The sequence below is a fragment of the Kitasatospora sp. NPDC032150 genome, from assembly GCF_055579945.1.
Map to the genome: position 1 here is coordinate 14864 of NZ_JBVIMH010000017.1, position 20241 is coordinate 35104.

At 72.0% G+C, this 20241-nt stretch carries 20 protein-coding genes; 10 read left to right on the forward strand and 10 right to left on the reverse strand.

Translation table 11 applies throughout. The annotated features are described in order from the left end of the window. Nucleotides 1-35: 35 nt before the first annotated feature. A complete protein-coding gene (gene serB, locus ACZ5ON_RS20725) occupies nucleotides 36-1298 on the forward strand; it encodes a phosphoserine phosphatase SerB (protein WP_465594446.1) in 1263 nt (420 codons plus the stop codon). A gap of 124 nt (nucleotides 1299-1422) precedes the next feature. On the opposite strand, the gene ACZ5ON_RS20730 is transcribed toward serB, so the two are convergent. From ACZ5ON_RS20730 to ACZ5ON_RS20740, 3 genes are all read right to left on the reverse strand, one after another. Beyond that, nucleotides 1423-1950: a SixA phosphatase family protein gene (locus ACZ5ON_RS20730; protein WP_465594449.1), complete on the reverse strand. Its 528-nt coding sequence runs from the start codon at nucleotides 1948-1950 to the stop codon at nucleotides 1423-1425. 92 nt (nucleotides 1951-2042) lie between these two features. Further along, a complete protein-coding gene (locus ACZ5ON_RS20735; RefSeq protein ID WP_344635397.1) occupies nucleotides 2043-2165 on the reverse strand; it encodes an SGM_5486 family transporter-associated protein in 123 nt (40 codons plus the stop codon). Nucleotides 2166-2279: 114 nt separating this feature from the next. After that, nucleotides 2280-3590 (reverse strand): CynX/NimT family MFS transporter, encoded by a 1311-nt coding sequence (locus tag ACZ5ON_RS20740; protein ID WP_465594453.1) that lies wholly within the window; start codon nucleotides 3588-3590, stop codon nucleotides 2280-2282. A gap of 147 nt (nucleotides 3591-3737) precedes the next feature. Here ACZ5ON_RS20740 and ACZ5ON_RS20745 point away from each other — a divergent pair, with 147 nt between their 5' ends. Further along, nucleotides 3738-4412: a FadR/GntR family transcriptional regulator gene (locus ACZ5ON_RS20745; protein WP_465594456.1), complete on the forward strand. Its 675-nt coding sequence runs from the start codon at nucleotides 3738-3740 to the stop codon at nucleotides 4410-4412. A 128-nt stretch (nucleotides 4413-4540) separates the two neighbouring features. Here ACZ5ON_RS20745 and fabI read toward each other — a convergent pair whose 3' ends face one another. Together fabI and fabG are read right to left on the reverse strand one after the other, a co-directional pair. Beyond that, on the reverse strand, nucleotides 4541-5308 hold the full coding sequence (fabI, locus tag ACZ5ON_RS20750) for an enoyl-ACP reductase FabI (protein WP_344635394.1): 768 nt from the start codon (nucleotides 5306-5308) through the stop codon (nucleotides 4541-4543). A gap of 3 nt (nucleotides 5309-5311) precedes the next feature. Beyond that, entirely contained in the window at nucleotides 5312-6031 is a 720-nt protein-coding gene (gene fabG, locus ACZ5ON_RS20755) for a 3-oxoacyl-[acyl-carrier-protein] reductase (RefSeq protein WP_344635393.1), read from the reverse strand. Between the two features lie 498 nt (nucleotides 6032-6529). Here fabG and ACZ5ON_RS20760 point away from each other — a divergent pair, with 498 nt between their 5' ends. The 6 genes from ACZ5ON_RS20760 to ACZ5ON_RS20785 all read left to right on the forward strand — a co-directional run bounded on the left by ACZ5ON_RS20760 (nucleotide 6530) and on the right by ACZ5ON_RS20785 (nucleotide 12480). Beyond that, nucleotides 6530-7675 carry an MBL fold metallo-hydrolase gene (locus ACZ5ON_RS20760; RefSeq protein ID WP_465594460.1) on the forward strand — a complete coding sequence of 382 codons (1146 nt, stop codon included), beginning with the start codon at nucleotides 6530-6532 and terminating at the stop codon, nucleotides 7673-7675. Nucleotides 7676-7935: 260 nt separating this feature from the next. Beyond that, complete coding sequence (locus ACZ5ON_RS20765) at nucleotides 7936-9528, forward strand: TldD/PmbA family protein (RefSeq protein WP_465594463.1); 1593 nt, start codon at nucleotides 7936-7938, stop codon at nucleotides 9526-9528. Further along, nucleotides 9528-10928: a metallopeptidase TldD-related protein gene (locus ACZ5ON_RS20770; RefSeq protein WP_465594466.1), complete on the forward strand. Its 1401-nt coding sequence runs from the start codon at nucleotides 9528-9530 to the stop codon at nucleotides 10926-10928. The genes ACZ5ON_RS20765 and ACZ5ON_RS20770 overlap by 1 nt, the downstream gene beginning before the upstream one ends. Before the next feature lie 26 nt (nucleotides 10929-10954). Beyond that, complete coding sequence (locus ACZ5ON_RS20775; RefSeq protein WP_465594469.1) at nucleotides 10955-11503, forward strand: RNA 2'-phosphotransferase; 549 nt, start codon at nucleotides 10955-10957, stop codon at nucleotides 11501-11503. Nucleotides 11504-11622: 119 nt separating this feature from the next. Further along, nucleotides 11623-11952 (forward strand): DUF3099 domain-containing protein, encoded by a 330-nt coding sequence (locus ACZ5ON_RS20780; protein WP_465594472.1) that lies wholly within the window; start codon nucleotides 11623-11625, stop codon nucleotides 11950-11952. A 282-nt stretch (nucleotides 11953-12234) separates the two neighbouring features. After that, nucleotides 12235-12480, forward strand: a complete 246-nt coding sequence (locus ACZ5ON_RS20785; protein ID WP_344635387.1) for a hypothetical protein — start codon at nucleotides 12235-12237, stop codon at nucleotides 12478-12480. Nucleotides 12481-12786: 306 nt separating this feature from the next. On the opposite strand, the gene moaA is transcribed toward ACZ5ON_RS20785, so the two are convergent. From moaA to ACZ5ON_RS20805, 4 genes are all read right to left on the reverse strand, one after another. Beyond that, the gene (gene moaA / locus ACZ5ON_RS20790) at nucleotides 12787-13776 is read right to left on the reverse strand and encodes a GTP 3',8-cyclase MoaA (RefSeq protein WP_465594474.1); all 990 of its coding nucleotides are present in this window, start codon (nucleotides 13774-13776) and stop codon (nucleotides 12787-12789) included. Nucleotides 13777-13896: 120 nt separating this feature from the next. Further along, on the reverse strand, nucleotides 13897-15525 hold the full coding sequence (locus ACZ5ON_RS20795) for a solute symporter family protein (protein WP_465594477.1): 1629 nt from the start codon (nucleotides 15523-15525) through the stop codon (nucleotides 13897-13899). Next, nucleotides 15522-15902, reverse strand: a complete 381-nt coding sequence (locus tag ACZ5ON_RS20800; protein ID WP_465594480.1) for a DUF485 domain-containing protein — start codon at nucleotides 15900-15902, stop codon at nucleotides 15522-15524. The genes ACZ5ON_RS20795 and ACZ5ON_RS20800 overlap by 4 nt, the downstream gene beginning before the upstream one ends. A gap of 216 nt (nucleotides 15903-16118) precedes the next feature. Further along, nucleotides 16119-17162: a zinc-dependent alcohol dehydrogenase family protein gene (locus ACZ5ON_RS20805; protein WP_465594483.1), complete on the reverse strand. Its 1044-nt coding sequence runs from the start codon at nucleotides 17160-17162 to the stop codon at nucleotides 16119-16121. A 186-nt stretch (nucleotides 17163-17348) separates the two neighbouring features. Here ACZ5ON_RS20805 and ACZ5ON_RS20810 point away from each other — a divergent pair, with 186 nt between their 5' ends. Continuing rightward, nucleotides 17349-18353 carry a DEDDh family exonuclease gene (locus tag ACZ5ON_RS20810; RefSeq protein WP_465594486.1) on the forward strand — a complete coding sequence of 335 codons (1005 nt, stop codon included), beginning with the start codon at nucleotides 17349-17351 and terminating at the stop codon, nucleotides 18351-18353. A gap of 31 nt (nucleotides 18354-18384) precedes the next feature. Then, entirely contained in the window at nucleotides 18385-19191 is an 807-nt protein-coding gene (locus tag ACZ5ON_RS20815; protein WP_465594489.1) for an SURF1 family cytochrome oxidase biogenesis protein, read from the forward strand. Between the two features lie 48 nt (nucleotides 19192-19239). Here ACZ5ON_RS20815 and ACZ5ON_RS20820 read toward each other — a convergent pair whose 3' ends face one another. Continuing rightward, nucleotides 19240-20196, reverse strand: coding sequence for an alpha/beta fold hydrolase (locus tag ACZ5ON_RS20820; protein ID WP_465594492.1), 957 nt, complete (start codon nucleotides 20194-20196; stop codon nucleotides 19240-19242). Between the last annotated feature and the right edge of the window lie 45 nt (nucleotides 20197-20241).

Below are 20241 nucleotides of genomic sequence, written 5' to 3' on the forward strand. Positions count from 1 at the left end.
CGCGGACGCGGGGGCCCGGTAGCGTGGGAATCACCATGAACGCAACGCCTCCGGCCGCTGAGCCCCTCCCCGCCCCGCAGCCCCCCGCCCCGCTCGTGCAGCGCGGCGCCGACGACGAGCGAACCCTGCTGGTCAAGGTGTTCGGCAAGGACCGCCCGGGTATCACCGCGGGTCTGTTCGCCACCCTCGGCGAGTTCGGTGTCGACGTGATCGACATCGAACAGGTGGTCACCCGTGGCCGGATAACGCTGTGCGCCCTGATCACTCCCCCGGCCACCCAGAGTGCCGAGGGCACGCTCCGGGTCACCGTGCACCGCTGGGCCGAGGGCCTCCGGCTCCAGGCCGAGATCATCTCGGGCACCGGCGACAACCGCCCCCGCCGCGAGGGCCGCTCGCACGTGACCGTGCTGGGGCACCCGCTGACCGCCACCGCCGTCGCGGCGCTGGCCAACCGGGTCTCCGAGGCCGGCGGCAACATCGACCGCGTCTTCCGGCTGGCCAAGTACCCGGTGACCGCGGTCGAACTGGCCGTCTCCGGCGTCGCCACCGAGCGGCTGCGCGCCGAACTGGCCGTCGAGGCTGCCGCGCAGCGGGTGGACATCGCCGTGATCCAGGCCGGGCTGCAGCGCCGGGCCAAGCGCCTGGTCGTGATGGACGTGGACTCCACCCTGATCCAGGACGAGGTGATCGAGCTCTTCGCCGCGCACGCCGGCTGCGAGACGCGGGTCGCCGAGGTGACCGCCGCCGCGATGCGCGGCGAGCTGGACTTCGCGGAGTCGCTGCGGGCCCGGGTCGCCCTGCTGGCGGGGCTGGACGCGAGCGTGACGGACAAGGTCCGCGCCGAGGTGCGGCTGACGCCGGGCGCCCGCACCCTGATCCGTACGCTCCAGCGGCTCGGCTACCAGGTGGGGATCGTCTCCGGCGGGTTCACCCAGGTCACCGACCACCTGGTGGAGCTGCTGGGGCTGGACTTCGCCGCGGCCAACACCCTGGAGGTCGAGGACGGGAAGTTCACCGGCCGGGTCACCGGGGAGATCGTGGACCGGGCGGGCAAGGCGCGCTGGCTGACGCGGTTCGCCGAGCAGGCCCGGGTGCCGCTGGAGCAGACGGTGGCGATCGGGGACGGGGCCAACGACCTCGACATGCTCAACGCAGCCGGCCTCGGGGTCGCGTTCAACGCCAAGCCGGTGGTCCGGGAGGCCGCCGACACCGCGGTCAACGTGCCCTTCCTGGACACCGTCCTCTACCTGCTCGGGATCACCCGCGAGGAGGTGGAGGCCGCCGACCTGGTGGACTGAGCGGCACTCCGGGGGCGCGGGGAGCCGGGCGACCGGCCGGCCCCGCGGGTCCGTCCCCGCTCCCGTGGGGCCGGCCGCGCACGCACTGCCTCGCGCCCCGGGGCCGCTCTCGCAGGAGCGCTGCTCAGTCCTGCGGGGTGTGGAAGGTGTCCAGCTTCGCCACGCCCGGTTCGACGTCCTTCCAGGAACCGGTGAAGCTCAGCACCGCGACCGCCGCCGTCGGGAAGCCGCCCAGGCGCAGGCGGTTGAGCGCGTCCGGATCGCCTTCCTCGCCCGCCAGGACCTGGGTCAGCCCGAGCACCCCGGGATTGTGGCCGACCAGCAGCACGTCGGTGATCTCGTCGGGGGTCTCCTGCAGCACCGTGATGATCTCACCGGCGCTGGCCTCGTACAGCCGCTCCTCGTAGATCGTCCGCCGGGGCCGCTTGGGCAGCCCGTGGACGGCCAGCTTCCAGGTCTCCCTGGTCCGCACCGAGGAGGAGCAGAGCACGAGATCGGGGTGGATGCCGGAGTCGGCGAGCCACTCGCCGGCTTCCTTCGCCTGGGTCTGGCCACGGTCGGCAAGCGGCCGCTCGTGGTCGTCCACCTGGTTGGGCCAGTCGGCCTTGGCGTGGCGGAGAACGATGATCCTGCGGGGCATGTCGGCGCTCATACTCCCAGAGCTTCGCAGAAAATCCGCCGTCGGGCGCGGTGCCCCCGACCGGCACCACCCGCAGGAGTGGAGTACCCGGGAGCGGCCTCGGGTCAGCCCATGCTCTGGGCGACGCTGGCGATGATCGACACCACGACGACGATCGCTGCGATCACGCCGAGCAGCGCCAGCAGCTTCTTCTGGCCATTCGGCGGATTCGGTTCGAGAACGGGCATGGTGCCGAGTCTCGCATCCGGAACCCGCCGGGCGGAAACCGGGGTGCGGCTCTTGACCTGCGCTTGGTGCCGGTGCACCGGCTCCTGCCGCCGGTGCACCGGACAGGCCCCGGCTCAGCCGGCGGCCGGCGCCTCGGCAGGGACCTCGTCCTCGATGTGCCTGGCCCGGGCCGCGCGCATGCCGACCAGGATCTGCGGGACCAGCAGCGCCGCCAGGAAGGTCAGCGGCAGGTACCAGGACCCGGTGGCCCCGTAGATGCCGCCGACCAGGATCGGGCCGGGGATGGAGATCAGGTACCCGAGGCTCTGCGCGAAGGCCGAGAGCTGGGCCACCCCGCCCGGGGTCCTGGCACGCAGACCGATCATGGTCAGCGCGAGCGGGAAGGCGCACATCGACAGTCCGACCAGGACGGCCCAGAGCCAGGAGGCGGTACCCGCGGCGAAGGCCAGGCCGACGTAGCCGAGGATCCCGCACAGGCCGAGCACCACCACGAACAACCGCTGGTCGCCGCGGCGGGCGGCCAGGCTGGGCAGCACGAAGGAGGCCGGGACGCCGATCGCCATCACCAACGCCAGCAGCACCCCGGAGGCGCTCTCCGACACCCCGGCGTCCTGATAGATCTTGGGCAGCCAGCCCATGGCGGCGTACGCGCTGGTGGACTGCAGGCCGAAGAAGGCGGCCAGCGCCCAGGCGGTACGGCTGCGCCGGATCGGCAGCCTGGCGGCACCCTGCTCGGCCCGACCGCCGGCGCCCGTCTCCCGCCACAGCAGGAGCGTCACCAGGCAGAGCACCAGGGCGGCCAGCCCGAGCAGGCCCCAGACGCCCAGACCGGCCCGCCAGTCGCCGCCCAGGGCGGTCGTCACCGGGACGGTGACCGCGGCGGCCAGCGAGGTGCCGACCGACAGCGACATCGAGTAGAGGCCGATCATCGGACCGACCCGGTCGGGGAAGTAGCGCTTGATGACCACCGGCAGCAGCACGTTGGAGACCGCCACCCCCGCCAGGGCGACGGCGGTGAGCAGCAGGAAGAGCGCCGTGCCCCCGGCGAAGGAGCGGGTGACCACGCCCAGCGCGATCGCACCCATCCCGGCCGTGACCACCGCGATCGGGCCGGCCTTCCGGGCCAGTGCCGGAGCCGCGACGCCGAAGACCGCGAAACAGAGCGCGGGTACCGCGGTGAGCAGCCCGGCGACGGTGGCGTTCATCCCGAGGTCGGACCGGACCTTGTCGAGCAGGGGCCCGAGGCTGGTGACCACCGGTCTGAGGTTGAGCGCGGCGGCGGCGATCGCGACGGCCAGCATTACGGCCGGCAGGCGGCCGCGCCGGTCGGCTCCGGTGTCGGCGCCGGTGGCCCCGGCCGGGTGGTTCTCGGCGGATCGCGCGGTGGCGCGCGGGTCGGTGGTGGTGTCTGCGGCGGTGGGCATGCCGCCCATCATAGAATCATGGGATGAATTACCGCACGCCGGTATCCTGAGCTTCATCAGGTCTTCATCACCGTCCAGGGCCGCGCGGCCCCTCAACAGCAGCCCTCCACCCAGCAGCAGCCCCTCACACAGCAGGAGACAGAGTCCATGGTGCTGTCAGCCACCCGGCGAACACCGCTGTCCGACCAGGTGATCGCGCAGCTCCGCGCCCAGATCACCTCGGGCGAATGGCCGGTAGGCTCGCGGATCCCCACCGAGGCGGAGCTGGTCGAGCAGCTCGGGGTGGCGCGCAACACCGTCCGGGAGGCCGTACGGGCGCTCGCGCACAACGGGCTGCTGGACATCCGCCAGGGCTCGGGCACCTACGTGCTGGCCACCAGCGAGCTGGCCGGTGTGATGCACCGCCGGTTCGCGGACGCCGACCAGGACCAGGTCGCCGAACTGCGGTCGATGCTGGAGAGCTCGGCCGCGGGACTGGCCGCCGACCGGCGTACCGAGCGCGACCTGGCGCTGATGGGGACCACGCTGGCCCGCCGGGAGGCGGCCTGGTCCTCGGGCGATCCGGAGGACTTCGTGCAGGCGGACGCGGCCTTCCACCACGCGGTGGTGGCGGCGGCCCACAACGACGTGATCTCGGCGATCTACGCCGACCTCGGCGAGGTGCTGCGGGCCCATCTGCGGCACGACGTCGGACCGGAGCTGGTCCCGGAGAAGTACCTCGGCCACGACGGGATCCTGGAGGCGATCCGGGACGGGGACGCCCAGCGGGCCGCCGCCGAGGCGGGCCGGGCGATCGGCGCCTGCCGCACCGCCGAGGCCTGACCCTCCGGCACCGCCGAGGTCCGACCACCGCACCGGCCCGCCGCCGGGGACGCCCCGGGCCGGCTCCGCAGAACACGTCAGCCCCGGACCGCGGGGGTCCGGGGCTGGTGCTGGTGCTGGTGGGTCGGTCAGGCGCCGATGGCGTGCAGACCGCCGTCCACGTGGACGATCTCACCGGTGGTCTTCGGGAACCAGTCCGAGAGCAGCGCGACCACACCGCGGCCGGCCGGCTCCGGGTCGGAGAGGTCCCACTTCAGCGGGGAGCGGCTGTCCCAGGTGGCGGCCAGGTCGGAGAAGCCCGGGATGGACTTGGCGGCCATCGAGCCGATCGGGCCGGCCGAGACCAGGTTCACCCGGATGTTGCGCTCGCCCAGGTCGCGGGCCATGTAGCGGGAGGTGGCCTCCAGCGCGGCCTTGGCCGGGCCCATCCAGTCGTACTTCGGCCAGGCGAACTGCGCGTCGAAGGTCAGGCCGACCACCGAACCGCCGTCCTGCATCAGCGGGAGCAGCGCCATGGTCAGCGACTTCAGCGAGAACGCCGAGACCTGCATCGCGGTGGCCACGGACTCCCACGGGGTGTTCAGGAAGTTGCCACCGAGCGCGTCCTGCGGGGCGAAGCCGATCGAGTGGACGATGCCGTCCAGGGACGGCAGGTGCTCGCGCACCTTGTCCGCGATGCCCGCCAGCTGCTCCTCGCTGGAGACGTCGAGCTCCAGCACCTTCACCGGCTTGGGGAGCTTCTTGGCGATCCGCTCGGTCAGGCTGGGCCGGGGGAACGCCGTCAGGATGATCTCGGCGCCCTGCTCCTGGGCAAGCTTGGCGGTGTGGAAGGCGATGGAGGACTCCATCAGCACACCCGTGATCAGGATGCGCTTGCCCTCAAGGATTCCGCTCATGTTTCAGTGACCCATGCCCAATCCGCCGTCCACGGGAATGACGGCTCCGGTGATGTATGCGGCCTCGTCCGAGGAGAGGAAACGCACCGCCGACGCGATCTCGGCCGGTGCGGCGTAACGTCCCAGCGGCACCCCGGAGACGATCTCCTTGCGCCGCTCCTCGGTGAGCACCGCGGTCATGTCGGTGTCCACGAAGCCGGGGGCGACCACGTTCACGGTGATGTTGCGGGAACCGAGCTCGCGCGCCAGGGAACGGGCGAAGCCGACCAGGCCGGCCTTGGAGGCCGCGTAGTTGACCTGGCCCGGCGAGCCGGTCAGGCCGACCACCGAGGAGATCAGCACGATACGGCCCTTGCGCGCCCGCAGCATCTTCGCCGCGGCCCGCTTGACCACCCGGAAGGTCCCGGTGAGGTTGGTGTCCAGGACCGAGGTGAAGTCCTCCTCGGACATCCGCAGCAGCAGGGTGTCCTTGGTGATGCCGGCATTGGCGACCAGCACCTCGACCGGGCCGTTCTGGGCCTCGACCTCGGTGAAGGCCGCGTCGACCTGCTCGGCGTCGTTGATGTCGCAGCGGGCGGCGATCACACCGTGCTTCGCCAGCTCCTCGGGGACCTCTCCCGAGCGGCTGGTGATGGCAACCTTGTCCCCCGCCTCGGCGAAGGCAAGGGCGATCGCGAGGCCGATGCCCCGGTTACCTCCGGTGACCAGAACCGAGCGGCTCAACGATCCACCTCTCTCCGTAGTTGTCGGCGACCTCTGCGGGTCGGCACGTGGGGTGCCGCCCTGGTCGCGAACGCTCGCAGTGAACGCGTACGCAGTGTGACGCTATCGGTCCCGCCCAGACTGCGGCGAATCGGGCTCCGACAGGTCCGCCCACCGTGATCTGTGGTGTTCCGACAATGCGTGCACGGAGCGGATCCGCGGCGAAGAGCCCGCCGGTCGCTTCGGGGAACCGGTACGGAGAACCGGTACGAGGCGGGAACACCGGCCCCACCGGGCCCGTTGCACACCGGGGTGGTCCAGCGGGTCCCGGGCAGCTGCCCGCCGTACACGTGTGCGCGGGCGCGGTGAAGTTACCGCGTCCGCGTCCGGTTTCGCGGTCACAGGGTTGCTCACACCCCCGCGGCCGGGCATGGTTGCCGTCTGCGGTAGGACCGCCCGCGAGCGGGCCGACGAGCTGTCACCGCCCACCACCGGCGACAAGGAAAGCGAAGAGAGCGGATGAGCAAGGCACACCCGAGCAACGGCCGTCGCCCGCGGCTTCCGGCCATCACCGCCCTGGCCCTGGCGGCCGGTGCCACCGCCTGGGCGCTGCGCGAAGTGCCCGCCGCCTTCGGGCGCCGCCCGGACGCGCGCGACGAGCGGATCCGCAACTCCCCGCAGTTCCGCGACGGTGTCTTCCACAATGCTCCCTCCGCGCTGGCCTCCGCGACGCCGCCCGGCCCGCCGACCGACCGTTCCACCCTGCGCCGGCTGATCCTGGAGCGCGAGGGCCGGCAGCCCGTCCGGCCGGTTCCGGTGGTCGTGCCCGAGGGCGGTGCCCGTCGTCCCGCCGCCGAGGGCATCGAGATCACCTGGTACGGGCACGCCTCCGCGCTGGTGGAGATCGAGGGCCAGCGGGTCCTCCTGGACCCGGTCTGGAGCGAGCGCTGCTCCCCCGTGTCCCAGATCGGCCCGAAGCGGGTGCACCCGGTCCCGGTCGAGCTGGAGGACCTGCCGCAGGTCGACGCGGTGCTGATCTCGCACGACCACTACGACCACCTGGACATGGCGACCGTGAAGCGGCTGGTGGCCGGGCAGTCCGCGCCGTTCGCGGTACCGCTGGGCATCGGCGGCCACCTGCGGCGCTGGGGCGTGCCCGAGCACCGGATCATCGAGCTGGACTGGGACGAGACCTGCACCCTCGGCGAGCTCACCCTCACCCTGACCTCCGCCCATCACTTCTCCGGCCGGGGCACCACCCGCAACACCACCCTCTGGGGCTCCTGGGTGATCGCAGGGCCGAGCCGCAAGGTCTACTACACCGGCGACTCCGGCTACTTCGAGGGCTACGCGGAGATCGGTGAGCGGCACGGACCGTTCGACGCCGCCCTGGTCCAGGTCGGCGCGTACGACCAGGCCTGGGCCGACATCCACATGACCCCCGAGGACGCCGTCCGGGCCCACCTCGACCTGCGGGCCGGGCTGCTCGTCCCCGTGCACTGGTGCACCTTCACCCTGGGGCTGCACCCGTGGGCCGAACCGATCGAGCGCCTGATCGCCGAGACCAAGGAGCAGGGCGTACCGCTGGCCGTCCCCCGCCCCGGCGAGCGCGTCGACGTCGACAACCCGCCGGAGTTGGACCACTGGTGGGAGGGCATCGCCTGAGTCCCGGCCTTCCGGGGCGGACGGACACCTCGGGTGCGCGCCGGGCGGCTCCTCCAGGGGCTCCGCCCGGTCGACCGCCCACCGGGCCCGCGACTTCGCCCGGGGTCTGCGCGCGGCTCCGGCGCTCCGTCCACGGCCCCGTGCCCAGCGGTGGCCGAAATTGCCTGGCTGATATCCCGTTGGAACGGACATGATGCGATGCGGGTAACTCCGTACCGAGTTACCCGTACTCCGACCATCGACCCGATCCAGGGAGCCAGATGCCGCCCACAGCCAGCGCCGGCACGCCGCACAGCCGCGCCGTCGACCCCCAGTTCCTCGCCTACCCGCTGCGTACGCTCGCCGACGCCGCCCTCGGTCGGGCCCGTCAACTCGGCGTCAGCCACGCGGACTTCCGCCTGGAGCGGGTGCGCAGCGCGTCCGTACGGCTGCGCGACGCCCGCCAGGCGGGCTCCGCCGACAGCGTCCAGCTCGGCTTCGCCGTCCGGGTACTGCTGGACGGCTCCTGGGGCTTCGCCGCGGGGGTCGACCTCACCGCGGACGCCGCCGCCAGGGTCGCCGAGCAGGCCGTGGCGGTGGCCCGGCTCTCCGGCGGGATCAGCCGCGCCGCCGGGGCGAAGGACCTGGTGGATCTGGCCGATGAGCCGGTGCACGCGGACGCCACCTGGGTCTCCGCGTACGAGATCAACCCGTTCGACGTGCCGGAGGCCGAGAAGACCGCGCTGCTCGCCGAGTGGAGCGGCCGGCTGCTCGCCGCGAAGGGCGTCTCGCACGTCCTGGCCAACCTGCTGACGGTGCAGGAGAACAAGTTCTACGCCGACACCGCGGGCACCGTCACCACCCAGCAGCGCATCCGGCTCCACCCGTGGCTGGAGGCCACCTCGGTGGACGAGCAGAGCGGCGCCTTCGACTCGATGCGCACCATCGCCCCGCCGGTGGGCCGGGGTTGGGAATATCTCGCGGGGGTTCGGGGGGCGTCCCCCGATGGACGCCGCCTGACGGGCACTGGCTGGGACTGGGACGCCGAACTGGCCGAGCTGCCCGAGCTGCTGGCCGAGAAGATGAAGGCGCCGAGCGTGGCGGCCGGCCGCTACGACCTGGTGATCGACCCGTCCAACCTCTGGCTGACCATCCACGAGTCGATCGGCCACGCCACCGAGCTGGACCGCGCCCTCGGCTACGAGGCCGCCTACGCCGGCACCTCCTTCGCCACCATCGACAAGTTGGGCTCGCTCAGGTACGGCTCCGAGCTGATGCACGTCACCGGCGACCGCACCGCCGAGCACGGCCTGTCCACCATCGGCTACGACGACGAGGGCGTGGCCACCCAGGCCTGGGACCTGGTCAAGGACGGCGTCCTGGTCGGCTACCAGCTGGACCGGGCGATGGCCAGGCAGCAGGGCCTGGGCCGCTCCAACGGCTGCGCCTTTGCCGACTCCCCCGCGCACGTCCCGGTGCAGCGGATGGCCAACGTCTCGCTCCAGCCGGCCGTCGGCGGCCCCGACACCGCGGGCCTGATCGCGGACGTGGAGAACGGCCTGTACATCGTCGGCGACCGCTCCTGGTCGATCGACATGCAGCGCTACAACTTCCAGTTCACCGGCCAGCGCGCCTTCGCCATCAGGAACGGCGAACTCGCCGGCCAGGTCAGGGACTTCGCCTACCAGGCCACCACCACCGACTTCTGGGGCTCGATGAGCGCCGTCGGCGGCCCGCAGACCTATGTGCTCGGCGGTGCCTTCAACTGCGGCAAGGCCCAGCCGGGCCAGATCGCGGCGGTCAGCCACGGCTGCCCCTCCGCGCTCTTCCGCAACGTCAACGTGCTCAACACCCAGCAGGAGGCGGGTCACTGATGAACGCAACCCATCCCCACGAGCTGGTCGAGCACGCCCTCGGGCTCTCCCGCACCGACGGCTGCGTGGTGATCGCGGACGAGCAGTCCACCGCCAACCTGCGCTGGGCGGGCAACGCGCTCACCACCAACGGCGTCACCCGGGGCCGCCGGCTGACCGTCATCGCCACCGTGGACAAGGGCGAGCAGGGCACCTCCTCGGGCGTGGTCTCCCGCGAGGCGGTGACCCTGGACGAGGTGGAAGGCCTGGTCCGGGCCGCCGAGGAGGCCGCGCACGCCGCCGAGGAGGCCGAGGACGCCCGGCCGCTGGTCGAGGACCGCCCCTGTTCGCCGGACTTCACCAAGGCGCCCGAGGTCACCACGATCGAGGTCTTCACCGAGTTCGCCCCGGCCCTCGGCGAGGCCTTCGCCCGCGCCCGCGCGGCCGGCCAGCTGCTGTACGGCTTCGCCAACCACGAGCTGACCACCAGCTACCTCGGCACCTCCACCGGCCTGCGGCTGCGCCATGTCCAGCCGACCGGCTCGGTCGAGATCAACGCCAAGACCGCCGATCTCACCACCTCCGCCTGGGCCGGCGCCGCCACCCGGGACTTCCGCGACGTGGACGTGGCCGAGCTGCACGAGCAGCTCACCCGTAGGCTCGCCTGGGGCCAGAAGAAGCTCGACCTGCCCGCGGGCCGGTACGAGACCCTGCTGCCGCCCTCTGCCGTCGCCGACCTGCTGATCTACCTGTACTGGTCCGCCGAGGGCCGGGACGCCGCCGAGGGCCGGACGGTGTTCAGCAAGCCCGGCGGCGCCACCCGGATCGGCGAGAAGCTCACGGAGCTGTCGCTGACCCTGCGCTCCGCCCCGGCCGAGCCGGGCCTGGAGGCGGCGCCGTTCGTCATCGCGCACAGCTCCGGCGACACCCACTCGGTCTTCGACAACGGCCTGCCGCTGACCGCCACCGACTGGATCCGCGACGGCGAGCTGACCAACCTGATCACCACCCGCCACTCGGCCCGGCTCACCGGCCTGCCGCTCACCCCGCCGGTCGACAACCTCGTCCTGGAGACGGCCGACCAGTCGGCCGCCCCCACCCTGGACGAGATGATCGCGCGCACCGAGCGCGGCCTGCTGCTCACCTGCCTCTGGTACATCCGCGAGGTCGATCCGGCCTCCCTGCTGCTCACCGGCCTCACCCGGGACGGCGTCTACCTGATCGAGAACGGCGAGGTGGTCGGCGCGGTGAACAACTTCCGGTTCAACGAGTCCCCGGTGGACCTGCTCGGCCGGATCACCGAGGCCGGCCGCACCGAGCCGTGCCTGCCGAGGGAGTGGGGCGACTACTTCAACCGCGCCGCGATGCCGCCGCTCCGGGTCGACGGGTTCAACATGAGCTCGGTCAGCCAGGCTTCGTAGCCCCCGTTCACGGAAAGGACCCCGGAGTGGACGACAGACGGCTGGTCAAGACCTCGAAACTGCTGTCCCGGGTGCTGCGGCACGACCCGGGCGCGGTCGGGGTCGTCATGGACGAGCACGGCTGGGTGCGGGTCGACACCCTGCTCGCCGCCCTCGCCCGGCACGGCAGGCGGCTCAGCCGGGCCGAGCTGGACCTCGTGGTCGAGACCAACAACAAGAAGCGCTTCGCCTACTCCGAGGACGGCGCGTCCATCCGCGCCAACCAGGGCCACTCGGTGGCGGTGGACCTCCAGCTCCCCGCCACCGAGCCGCCCCCGGTGCTCTACCACGGCACCACCGGGCGCTGTCTGGACGCCATCTTCCGGGAGGGCCTGCGCCCGATGTCCCGGCAGGACGTCCATCTCTCCCCGGACACCGGGACGGCCGTCAGGGTGGGCTCCCGGCACGGCCGCCCGGTCGTGCTGGCGGTCGACGCCGCCGCGATGTCGGCCGACGGCCACCTCTTCCGGGTCAGTGCCAACGGCGTCTGGCTCACCGACGCCGTCCCCACCCGCTACCTGCAGGCCCTTGGGTAGGGAGCACTCCGGCGCACGCGTCTTCGTCCTCCCCCGCTCTGCTGGGGCGAGGGGGTGCGGCGTACGGTGAGGTGGCCGCACCCGGCGATGGGTGCGGGTGCAGACGAGAGCGGTGGACCATGAACAAGAGCAACGACGTGTTCCGGATCACCGGAGCACGCACCAGCCTCTCCGACGACGTACGCAGCCGTCAGCGCCGGTACGTGATCTCGATGTCGCTGCGCACGGTGTGCGTGCTGCTCGCCGTGGTGATGTGGGACGTGCAGCGGCTGGTGGCCTACGGAGCGCTGGTGGGCGCCGTGCTGCTGCCGTACTTCGCCGTCCTGATCGCCAACGCCGGCCGGGAGCGGGCTCCCGGCCTCCCGAGCACCTTCGCGGTCCCGCCGGAGACCCCGCTGATGCTGGGCCCCGGGGGCACCGGCGGGGGCGGCGCCTCGAAGGAGAACTGACAGAGCCTCAAGAACTGCTGTCCGTTTTGCTGGCGTTTACCACTATTTGAACCCCAGAAAGCTCAGATACAGCTCAGATTAATCATGAAAGAGCTAGCCATTCGGGGGTCGAGCCGTGACATACTGCGTACGCGCTCCGCATCCCCCGTCGGAGCGACAGACCGACGCCGGGCGGCTCCCCCCGTGGCTGCCCGGCGTCGTCATGCCCTCTTGTCGGGCCTCCCGGCGGCGAGTGCGAGACTGGCGGTACACAGCGCCACCGCGACCGACAGGACGGCTCCCATGGAATCCCCCACGCATCCGCTCTTCGGCGCGCCGGACGGCCCCGAGGGCCCACCGGTCTGCTCCGGGAAGGGCTGCCGCAAGCCCGCCGAGTGGGTGCTGGTGTGGAACAACCCCAAGCTGCACACGCCGGACCGCCGCAAGACCTGGCTCGCCTGCGACGAGCACCGTGAGCACCTCTCCCAGTTCCTGGGCGTACGCGGCTTCCTCAAGGAGGTCGTTCCGCTCGCCGGCTTCCAGGGCTGACCGCCCCGGGCGGCGGAACCGGCGCGATCCCCCTCCGGGCGTTCCGTCACCGTCGTCCGGCCCGCTGCGGGACTCCGGTGCGACTTCCGGAACGTCCACCGCAGTGATTCGCCGCCCCGGGCCGCCACCGAACTCGGCATCGCCGAAGCCCGGTCGGGCAGCCGCCCGGACACCGCCGGCTTCGGCCACCTGCTCCGCCAGGACATCCCGGACGCCCACCGCCGCCGGTAGGGAGCCGGGTGGCCGCCGTGGGCACCGGGAACCGCGCGTGGAACCCCGCACCGCGCCGTCCCCGGGGTGGCCGGGCTACCCGCCGATGGCGGACATCGGGCGGGCGGGCTGGAGGAAGTCGGGGTTGTCGATGCCCGCGCCGGCCTTCTTGCCCCACATCGCCCGCCGCCACAGCTCGCCGAGTTCGGCGTTGCTCGCACCGGAGCGCAGCGCAGCGCGCAGGTCCGTCTCGCCGGTCGCGAACAGGCAGTTGCGGACCTGGCCGTCAGCGGTGAGCCGGGTACGGTCGCAGGCGCGGCAGAACGGCCGGGTGACACTGGCGATCACACCGACCCGGGCCGGCCCGCCGTCCACCAGCCAGCGCTCGGCGGGCGCCGCGCCCCGGTCGTCGGACGGCTCGGGGGTGAGCGGGAAGCGCGCCCGCAGCCGGTCCAGGATCTCCTCGGCGGTGACCATCCTCGAACGGTCCCAGCCGTGTTGGGCATCCAGCGGCATCTGCTCGATGAAGCGCAGCTCGTACCCGCGCTCCAGGCACCAGGCGAGCAGGTCGGCGGCCTCGTGGTCGTTGCTCCCGCGCATCAGCACGGCGTTGACCTTGACCGGGGTGAGCCCGGCGGCTTCGGCGGCGGCGAGCCCGTCCAGCACGTCCTGGTGGCGGTGGCGCCGGGTCAGGGTGCGGAAGGTCTCGGCGTCCAGGGTGTCGAGGGAGACGTTGACCCGGTCCAGGCCCGCGGCCCTGAGCGCGGCCGCGGTACGGGCCAGCCCGATCCCGTTGGTGGTGAGCGAGAGCTCGGGGCGCGGTTCGAGCCCGGCGCAGGCGGCCACGATGTCGACCAGGCCCGGGCGCAGCAGCGGCTCGCCGCCGGTGAAGCGGACCTCGCGTACGCCCAGGTCGCGGACGGCGAGGGTGACCAGCCGGACGATCTCCTCGTCGGTCAGCAGCTCGGGCTTGGCGAGCCACTGGAGTCCCTGCTCGGGCATGCAGTAGGTGCAGCGGAGGTTGCACCGGTCCGTGAGGGAGACCCGTAGATCGACCGCCTGCCGGCCGAAGGTGTCGAGGAGCATCGCGGCCCCCTTCCCTAGAAAAGCCGACCCTGCCGCCGCTTACGGCGGGCCGGGCCAGCTTATCCGGGTGATCGGACACCTTTTCGAGGCGTCCGCCATGCGAAAGGCGCGTCCGGCGGATCAGTGCGCGCCCAGTCCGGTGAGCGAGCGGACCTCCAGTTCGGCGTACTTCGCCGGATCGGCGGTGTCCTTGGCCAGCAGGGTACCGATCCACCCGGCCAGGAAGCCGATCGGGATGGAGATCAGACCGGGATTCTCCAGCGGGAACCAGTGGAAGTCCTGGTGCGGCAGGAGCGAGGTCTTGGTTCCCGAGACCACCGGCGAGAAGACCACCAGGACCACCGAGGAGACCAGGCCCGCGTAGACCGAGCTGACTGCGCCCGCGGTGTTGAAGCGCTTCCAGAACAGCGAGTACAGCAGGGTCGGCAGGTTGGCCGAGGCCGCCACCGCGAAGGCCAGGGCGACCAGCGCGGCCGTGTTGAGCTGGTCGGCGAAGATGCTCAACAGGATGGCGATCGCGCCGATCGCCACGGCGGCCAGCTTGGCGGCGCCGACCTCCTCCTGTTCGCCCGCCCGCCCGCGCCGGATCACGTTGGCGTAGAGGTCGTGGGCGAAGGAGGCCGAGGACGCCAGGGTGAGCCCGGCGACCACGGCGAGGATGGTGGCGAAGGCCACCGCGGAGATCACCGCGAGCAGGACCGCACCGCCGCCGGAGCCCGCGCCGCCGCCGAGCTCCTGGGCGAGCAGCGGGGCGGCGGTGTTCCCGGCTGCGTTGGACGCCTTGATCACCTTGGGTCCGACCAGGGCGGCCGCGCCGAACCCGAGCGCCAGCGTCATCAGGTAGAACACCCCGATGATCCCGATCGCCCAGAGCACCGACTTCCGGGCTGCCCTGGCGGTGGGCACGGTGTAGAAGCGGACCAGGATGTGCGGCAGGCCCGCGGTACCGAGGACCAGGGCCAGGCCCAGGCTGATGAAGTCCAGCTTGGTGGTGCCGGTGGTGCCGTACTTGAGCCCGGGCTCCAGGAAGGCGGAGGCCTTGCCGCTGGCGTCGGCGGCGGCGCCGAGCAGGCTCGAGATGTTGAAGTGGTATCTGGCCAGGACCAGGACGGTCATCAGCGCGGCCCCGGCGATCAGCAGCACCGCCTTGACGATCTGCACCCAGGTGGTGCCCTTCATGCCGCCGACGACGACGTAGAGCACCATCAGCGCGCCGACCGCGACGACGGTCCAGCGTTTGGCGCTCTCGCCGCTGACGCCGAGCAGCAGGGCCACCAGCGAGCCCGCGCCGACCATCTGGGCCAGCAGGTAGAAGATCGACACCACGATGGTGGAGATCCCGGCGGCGGTGCGGACCGGGCGCTGGCGCATCCGGAAGGCGAGGACGTCGGCCATGGTGTAGCGGCCGGAGTTGCGCAGCGGCTCGGCGATCAGCAGCAGCGCGACCAGCCAGGCGACCAGGAACCCGATCGAGTAGAGGAAGCCGTCGTAGCCGAAGAGCGCGATGGCGCCGGCGATGCCGAGGAAGGACGCGGCGGACATGTAGTCGCCGGAGATCGCCAGACCGTTCTGGAGGCCGCTGAAGCCCCGGCCGCCGGCGTAGAAGTCGGCGGCGCCCTTGGTCCGGCGCCCGGCCCAGACGGTGATGACCAGGGTGACCAGGACGAAGGCGCCGAACAGCGTCATGGTGAGGCCGCGGTGGCTGCTCGCCGCGGTGGCCGTCCGGGACACGGTCAGGACGGTGGTCATTCGGCGGCCTCCTGGGGCAGGCGGACGGTGTCCCGGCGGCCCGCGGCGCCGGTCCGGTGGCTCTCACGGATGGCTGCGGCCGAAGGATCGAGCCTGCGGTCGGCGAAGCGGGCGTAGCACGCGGCGATGGCGAAGGTGCTGGCGAACTGCAGCAGGCCGAGCACCAGGGCGACGTTGACGTGGCCGACGACCCTGGTGGCCATGAAACCGGGGGCGTAGCTGGAGAGCAGGACGTACAGCAGGTACCAGAGGATGAAACCTGCGGTCACGGGAAAGGCGAAGCCCCGGAAGGATCCGCGCAGTTCGCGGAACTCCTGTGACTGGGCGATTCGCCGGCCGTCTGGCGGGGCCGGTTCTTCGTTCGGCGGAGTGTCCATGCGGTGCCTCCTGACGTCCGAGGTGCACTACGGAACAAATACGACGTGATGGATGTCACACTCATGCGTGCCGCTGCATGCTAGATCCGCAGGAGGGTCGCGCACAGGCCACCGGGCACGGCGGGCGACATCTGGCCGAAAATCGATCGCAACACGCCGGAGAGGCGGCGCCCGATCGAGCGCCGCCTCTCCTGATGTTCCGTCAGGAACCCTTTCTCAGAAGCCGATCCGCACCTTGAGTGCGGTGCGCTCGTCCATCGCGCGGTACCCGGCCGGCACCCCGGCCAGGTCGACGGTGCGGTCGAAGACCAGGCCGGGCTCGATGGCTCCGGAGAGCACGTCGGGGAGCAGCTCGGGGATGTACGCGCGGGCCGGGGCCACGCCGCCGTTCAGCGAGACGTTGCGGCCGAACATCTGGCCGATGTCCACACCGGCGCTGCCGCCGTGCGGAACGCCGACGTAGCCGACCGCACCGCCGTCGCGGGCGACGGAGATCGCGGTGCGCATCGACTCCTCGGTACCCACGGCCTCCAGCACGGCGTGCGCGCCCTGGCCCTTCGTCAGCTCCTTCACCGCCTCGATCGCGGCCTCGCCGCGCTCGGCCACCACGTCGGTGGCACCGAACCTGCGGGCGATGTCGGTGCGCACCTGGTGGCGGCCGAGCGCGATGATCCGGCCCGCGCCGAGCCGGTGCGCGGCCAGCACGCCGCACAGGCCGACCGCGCCGTCACCGACCACGGCCACCGTGGCGCCCGGCTTGACCCCGGCGGAGACGGCCGCGTGGTGGCCGGTGCTCATCACGTCGGAGAGCGCCAGCAGCCCCGGCAGCAGCTTCTCGTCGCCCGCCGCCTCCTTGGGCAGCCGGACCAGGGTGCCGTCGGCGTACGGGACGCGCACCGCCTCGCCCTGGCCGCCGTCGTAGCCGACCTGGCCCCAGAAGCCGCCCTCGGGGCAGGAGGTGTGCAGGCCCTCGCGGCAGAAGTCACACGTCCCGTCGGACCAGACGAACGGGGCGACCACGAAGTCACCGGGCTTGAAGTCGGAGACCTCGGAGCCGACCTCCTCGACGATGCCGAGGAACTCGTGACCGATCCGTTGCCCGGCCTCACGGGCGGCCACACCGCGGTACGCCCAGAGGTCGCTGCCGCAGATACAGGCGTTGACCACGCGGACCACCGCGTCGGTGGGCCGCTGGACCCTCGGGTCCGGCACTTCCTCGATTCGTATGTCGTTCGGACCGTGGATCACGGTGGCACGCATGAGGAGTCTTCCTTCGCGGTTGGACGTACTGCCGTCACCTGCTCGGACGGCCTGGGCTACCTCGCCCGGATGTACGACTCCCCCGCCGCCCACTCTATTCCGCAGTGTCACGTACGCCACTCCTGCCCCTCCGGACCCGATCGGGTCGCTCTTCCCTGTGGGCGGGCCCCCTTAGAGTGGTTGACCATGCATACGATCCAGTCACCCGGCGACGACTCCGCCCAGGCGGACTCCACCCGCACCGCGCCGCTCCCGGCGCAGCGCACCGGTGAGAGCGGCCAGGGCTTCGCCGTGGTCGACGTCGAGACCACCGGGCTCGGCCGCTCGGACCGGATCATCTCCGCCGGTGTGTACCAGCTGGACGCCTTCGGTGAGGTGACCGACAGCTGGTACACCCTGGTCAACCCCGAGCGCGACCCGGGGCCGATCTGGATCCACGGCCTGACCCACGAGATGCTCGCCGACGCACCCGTCTTCCGGGAGATCGCGGACGAGCTGGCCGACCGGCTGTGCGGGCGCGTGATGGTGGCGCACAACGCGCTCTTCGACTGGAACATGATCTCGCGCGAGTACTCGCGCGCCGGGTTGCGCGCCCCCGTCGAGCAGCGGCTGTGCACCATGGTGCTCTCCCGCGACCTCGGTCTGCCGCTGCCCAACGGCAAGCTCGCCACCCTGGCCCAGTACTTCGGGGTGCAGCAGCGCCAGGCGCACAACGCGCTGGACGACGCCCGGGTGCTCGCCGAGGCGTTCCGGCCCAGCCTGCACCTCGCCCGGCAGGCCGGCATCCCCCTGCCGCTGACCACCTGCGTCGCCGTCACCGACCTCGGCGAGGACAGCCCGGCCCCCACCCGGGGTTCCTGGTCCTCCTCGTACCGGGCGAGCCGGAAGCGGCCGCCGTGCCCCTACCCGAACCCCGGACGCTGGCAGGACGGCAGCCCGCTGATGCAGGGCATGCGGGTCGCCATCACCGGCGACACCGCCACCGACCGCGAACTGCTGGAGGACCGCGCCGTCGAGGCCGGCCTGCACATCGCCGCCTCTGTGAGTCGCCTCACCAGCCTGCTGGTCACCAACGAGCCGGACAGCTGGAGCGGGAAGGCCCGCAAGGCCCGTGAATACGGCACACCGGTGGTCGGCGAGGACGCCTTCCTGCACCTGCTGCGGGAGGTGGCCCCGCACCCCGGTGTCTGACCGGACGGATAAGTGGGCGTAGCGTGCCATTGTGTACCGATTCCTGCTCTCCCGGCGTTGGGCGATCATTTTCCTGGTCGCCCTGCTGCTGATCCCCACCATGATCCGGCTGGGTTTCTGGCAGTTGCACCGCCACGAGGCCCGGGTGGCCCGCAACGAGCTCATCGCGACGAACCTCAAGGACGAGCCCGTCGCCTTCGACTCGATCTCGACCGCCCCCGGCTTCAACGTGCCGACGGACGAGACCTGGCGGGCTGTCACGGCCAGGGGTCAGTACGACGCCGAGCACGAGTTCGTCATCCGCAACCGGTTGGAACCCGGCGGGACCAGCGTCGGCTTCTTCGTGATCACCCCGCTGAAGCTGGCCGACGGCAAGGGCGAGGTCCTGGTGAACCGAGGCTGGGTGGACTCCCCCGGCGACGCCACCAGCTACCCCACCGTGCCGAAGCCGCCGGCCGGCGAGGTCACGGTGACCGGCCGGCTGCGGGCCGACGAGACCACCGCGAGCAGCGGGATCAAGGACCGCGGCGGGCTGCCGCCGCGGCAGTTCAAGCTGATCAACAGCGCCCAGCAGGCCAAGGAGAACGGCACCACCGTCCTCGGCGGCTACCTGGAGCTGATCTCCACCGTACCCGCCCCCGGCGGCGGCGCCCCCGAGCTGCTGCCCGACCCCGAGCACTCGGACATCGGCCCGCACATGGCCTACGCGATCCAGTGGTGGCTCTTCACCACCCTGATCCCGGTCGGCCTGGTCGTCCTCGCCCGCCGCGAGGCCAAGGAGCGCCAGGAACGCCAGGCCGCCGAGACGCCCGCCGAGCCCGTCACCGCGGGAGCCTGAGCCCGCCGCCGGTCCCCGGGGGCACGGGAACCGGCGCCCGCGCTACGGTCAGAGGCCGGCCAGGAAGGCGATCAGCGCCTCGTTGACCTCCTTGGGACGCTCCTGCTGGGTCCAGTGCCCGGTGTCCGGCAGCCAGACGACGTCCCGCAGGTCGGGCACGAACTCGGCGAGCCTGCCGATTCCGTCCTGGGCCGCCTGGTTGGCGACCACGACGTCCCGCTCCCCCGCGACGAGCAGGGCGGGCGGCGTGATCCGGGCCCCCTGCCATGCCGCGGTGAGCTCCCAGGAACGGTCCAGGTTGCGGTACCAGTTCAGCGGCCCGGCGAATCCGTGCTCCTCGAACTCGGCCGCGTAGAAGTCGAGGTCCTCCTCGGTGAGCCAGTGCGGCAGCACCTCCGGATCCCGGAAGATGTCCAGGAACCCGCCGCCCTCCGGCACCAACGGCACACCCGCCGCACCGAATTCGCCCCTACCGCCCAGGAGTCTGCGCAGGCCGGCCCGCACATCACGCCGCAACTCCGCCTCGGGAACGCCCCGTTGCTGGAAGTACAGCATGTAGTACGCCTCCCCGAACAGGTGCCGCAGCACGGCCGTCGGCGCGGCGGTACTGCGTGGACCGGGCGGCACGGAGAGCCCGACCACACCCCGCACCAGGTCGGGACGGAACTGCGCCGAGGTCCAGGCGACCGGCGCGCCCCAGTCATGGCCCACCACCACCGCGTTCTCCGCGCCGAGCGCCGGGATCAGCCCGAGCGCGTCCCCGACCAGGTGCGGGATGGTGTACTTCTCGACCTCCTCGGGCCCGCCGGTGCGCCCGTACCCGCGCTGGTCCGGCGCGACCGCGTGGTACCCGGCCTCGGCGAGGGCGGTGAGCTGGTGCCGCCAGGAGTACCAGCTCTCCGGGAAGCCGTGCAGCAGCAGGACCAGCGGGCCGGTGCCCGCCTCGGCGACGTGCATTCGAAGACCGCTGGCGGACTCCACGAAGCGGTGCGAAATCTCGGTCATTCGGGATCCCTCCGGTTCACCTCAACTGACTCACTGTCAGCTCTC

Excerpts from the sequence above, each read along its gene's own strand:
- serB (WP_465594446.1), top strand. The coding sequence starts at position 36 with ATGAACGCAACGCCTCCGGCCGCTGAGCCCCTCCCCGCCCCGCAGCCC.
- ACZ5ON_RS20730 (WP_465594449.1), bottom strand. The coding sequence starts at position 1,950 with ATGAGCGCCGACATGCCCCGCAGGATCATCGTTCTCCGCCACGCCAAG.
- ACZ5ON_RS20735 (WP_344635397.1), bottom strand. The coding sequence starts at position 2,165 with ATGCCCGTTCTCGAACCGAATCCGCCGAATGGCCAGAAGAAGCTGCTG.
- ACZ5ON_RS20740 (WP_465594453.1), bottom strand. The coding sequence starts at position 3,590 with ATGCCCACCGCCGCAGACACCACCACCGACCCGCGCGCCACCGCGCGA.
- ACZ5ON_RS20745 (WP_465594456.1), top strand. The coding sequence starts at position 3,738 with ATGGTGCTGTCAGCCACCCGGCGAACACCGCTGTCCGACCAGGTGATC.
- fabI (WP_344635394.1), bottom strand. The coding sequence starts at position 5,308 with ATGAGCGGAATCCTTGAGGGCAAGCGCATCCTGATCACGGGTGTGCTG.
- ACZ5ON_RS20760 (WP_465594460.1), top strand. The coding sequence starts at position 6,530 with ATGAGCAAGGCACACCCGAGCAACGGCCGTCGCCCGCGGCTTCCGGCC.
- ACZ5ON_RS20765 (WP_465594463.1), top strand. The coding sequence starts at position 7,936 with ATGCCGCCCACAGCCAGCGCCGGCACGCCGCACAGCCGCGCCGTCGAC.
- ACZ5ON_RS20770 (WP_465594466.1), top strand. The coding sequence starts at position 9,528 with ATGAACGCAACCCATCCCCACGAGCTGGTCGAGCACGCCCTCGGGCTC.
- ACZ5ON_RS20780 (WP_465594472.1), top strand. The coding sequence starts at position 11,623 with ATGAACAAGAGCAACGACGTGTTCCGGATCACCGGAGCACGCACCAGC.
- ACZ5ON_RS20785 (WP_344635387.1), top strand. The coding sequence starts at position 12,235 with ATGGAATCCCCCACGCATCCGCTCTTCGGCGCGCCGGACGGCCCCGAG.
- moaA (WP_465594474.1), bottom strand. The coding sequence starts at position 13,776 with ATGCTCCTCGACACCTTCGGCCGGCAGGCGGTCGATCTACGGGTCTCC.
- ACZ5ON_RS20795 (WP_465594477.1), bottom strand. The coding sequence starts at position 15,525 with ATGACCACCGTCCTGACCGTGTCCCGGACGGCCACCGCGGCGAGCAGC.
- ACZ5ON_RS20800 (WP_465594480.1), bottom strand. The coding sequence starts at position 15,902 with ATGGACACTCCGCCGAACGAAGAACCGGCCCCGCCAGACGGCCGGCGA.
- ACZ5ON_RS20805 (WP_465594483.1), bottom strand. The coding sequence starts at position 17,162 with ATGCGTGCCACCGTGATCCACGGTCCGAACGACATACGAATCGAGGAA.
- ACZ5ON_RS20810 (WP_465594486.1), top strand. The coding sequence starts at position 17,349 with ATGCATACGATCCAGTCACCCGGCGACGACTCCGCCCAGGCGGACTCC.
- ACZ5ON_RS20820 (WP_465594492.1), bottom strand. The coding sequence starts at position 20,196 with ATGACCGAGATTTCGCACCGCTTCGTGGAGTCCGCCAGCGGTCTTCGA.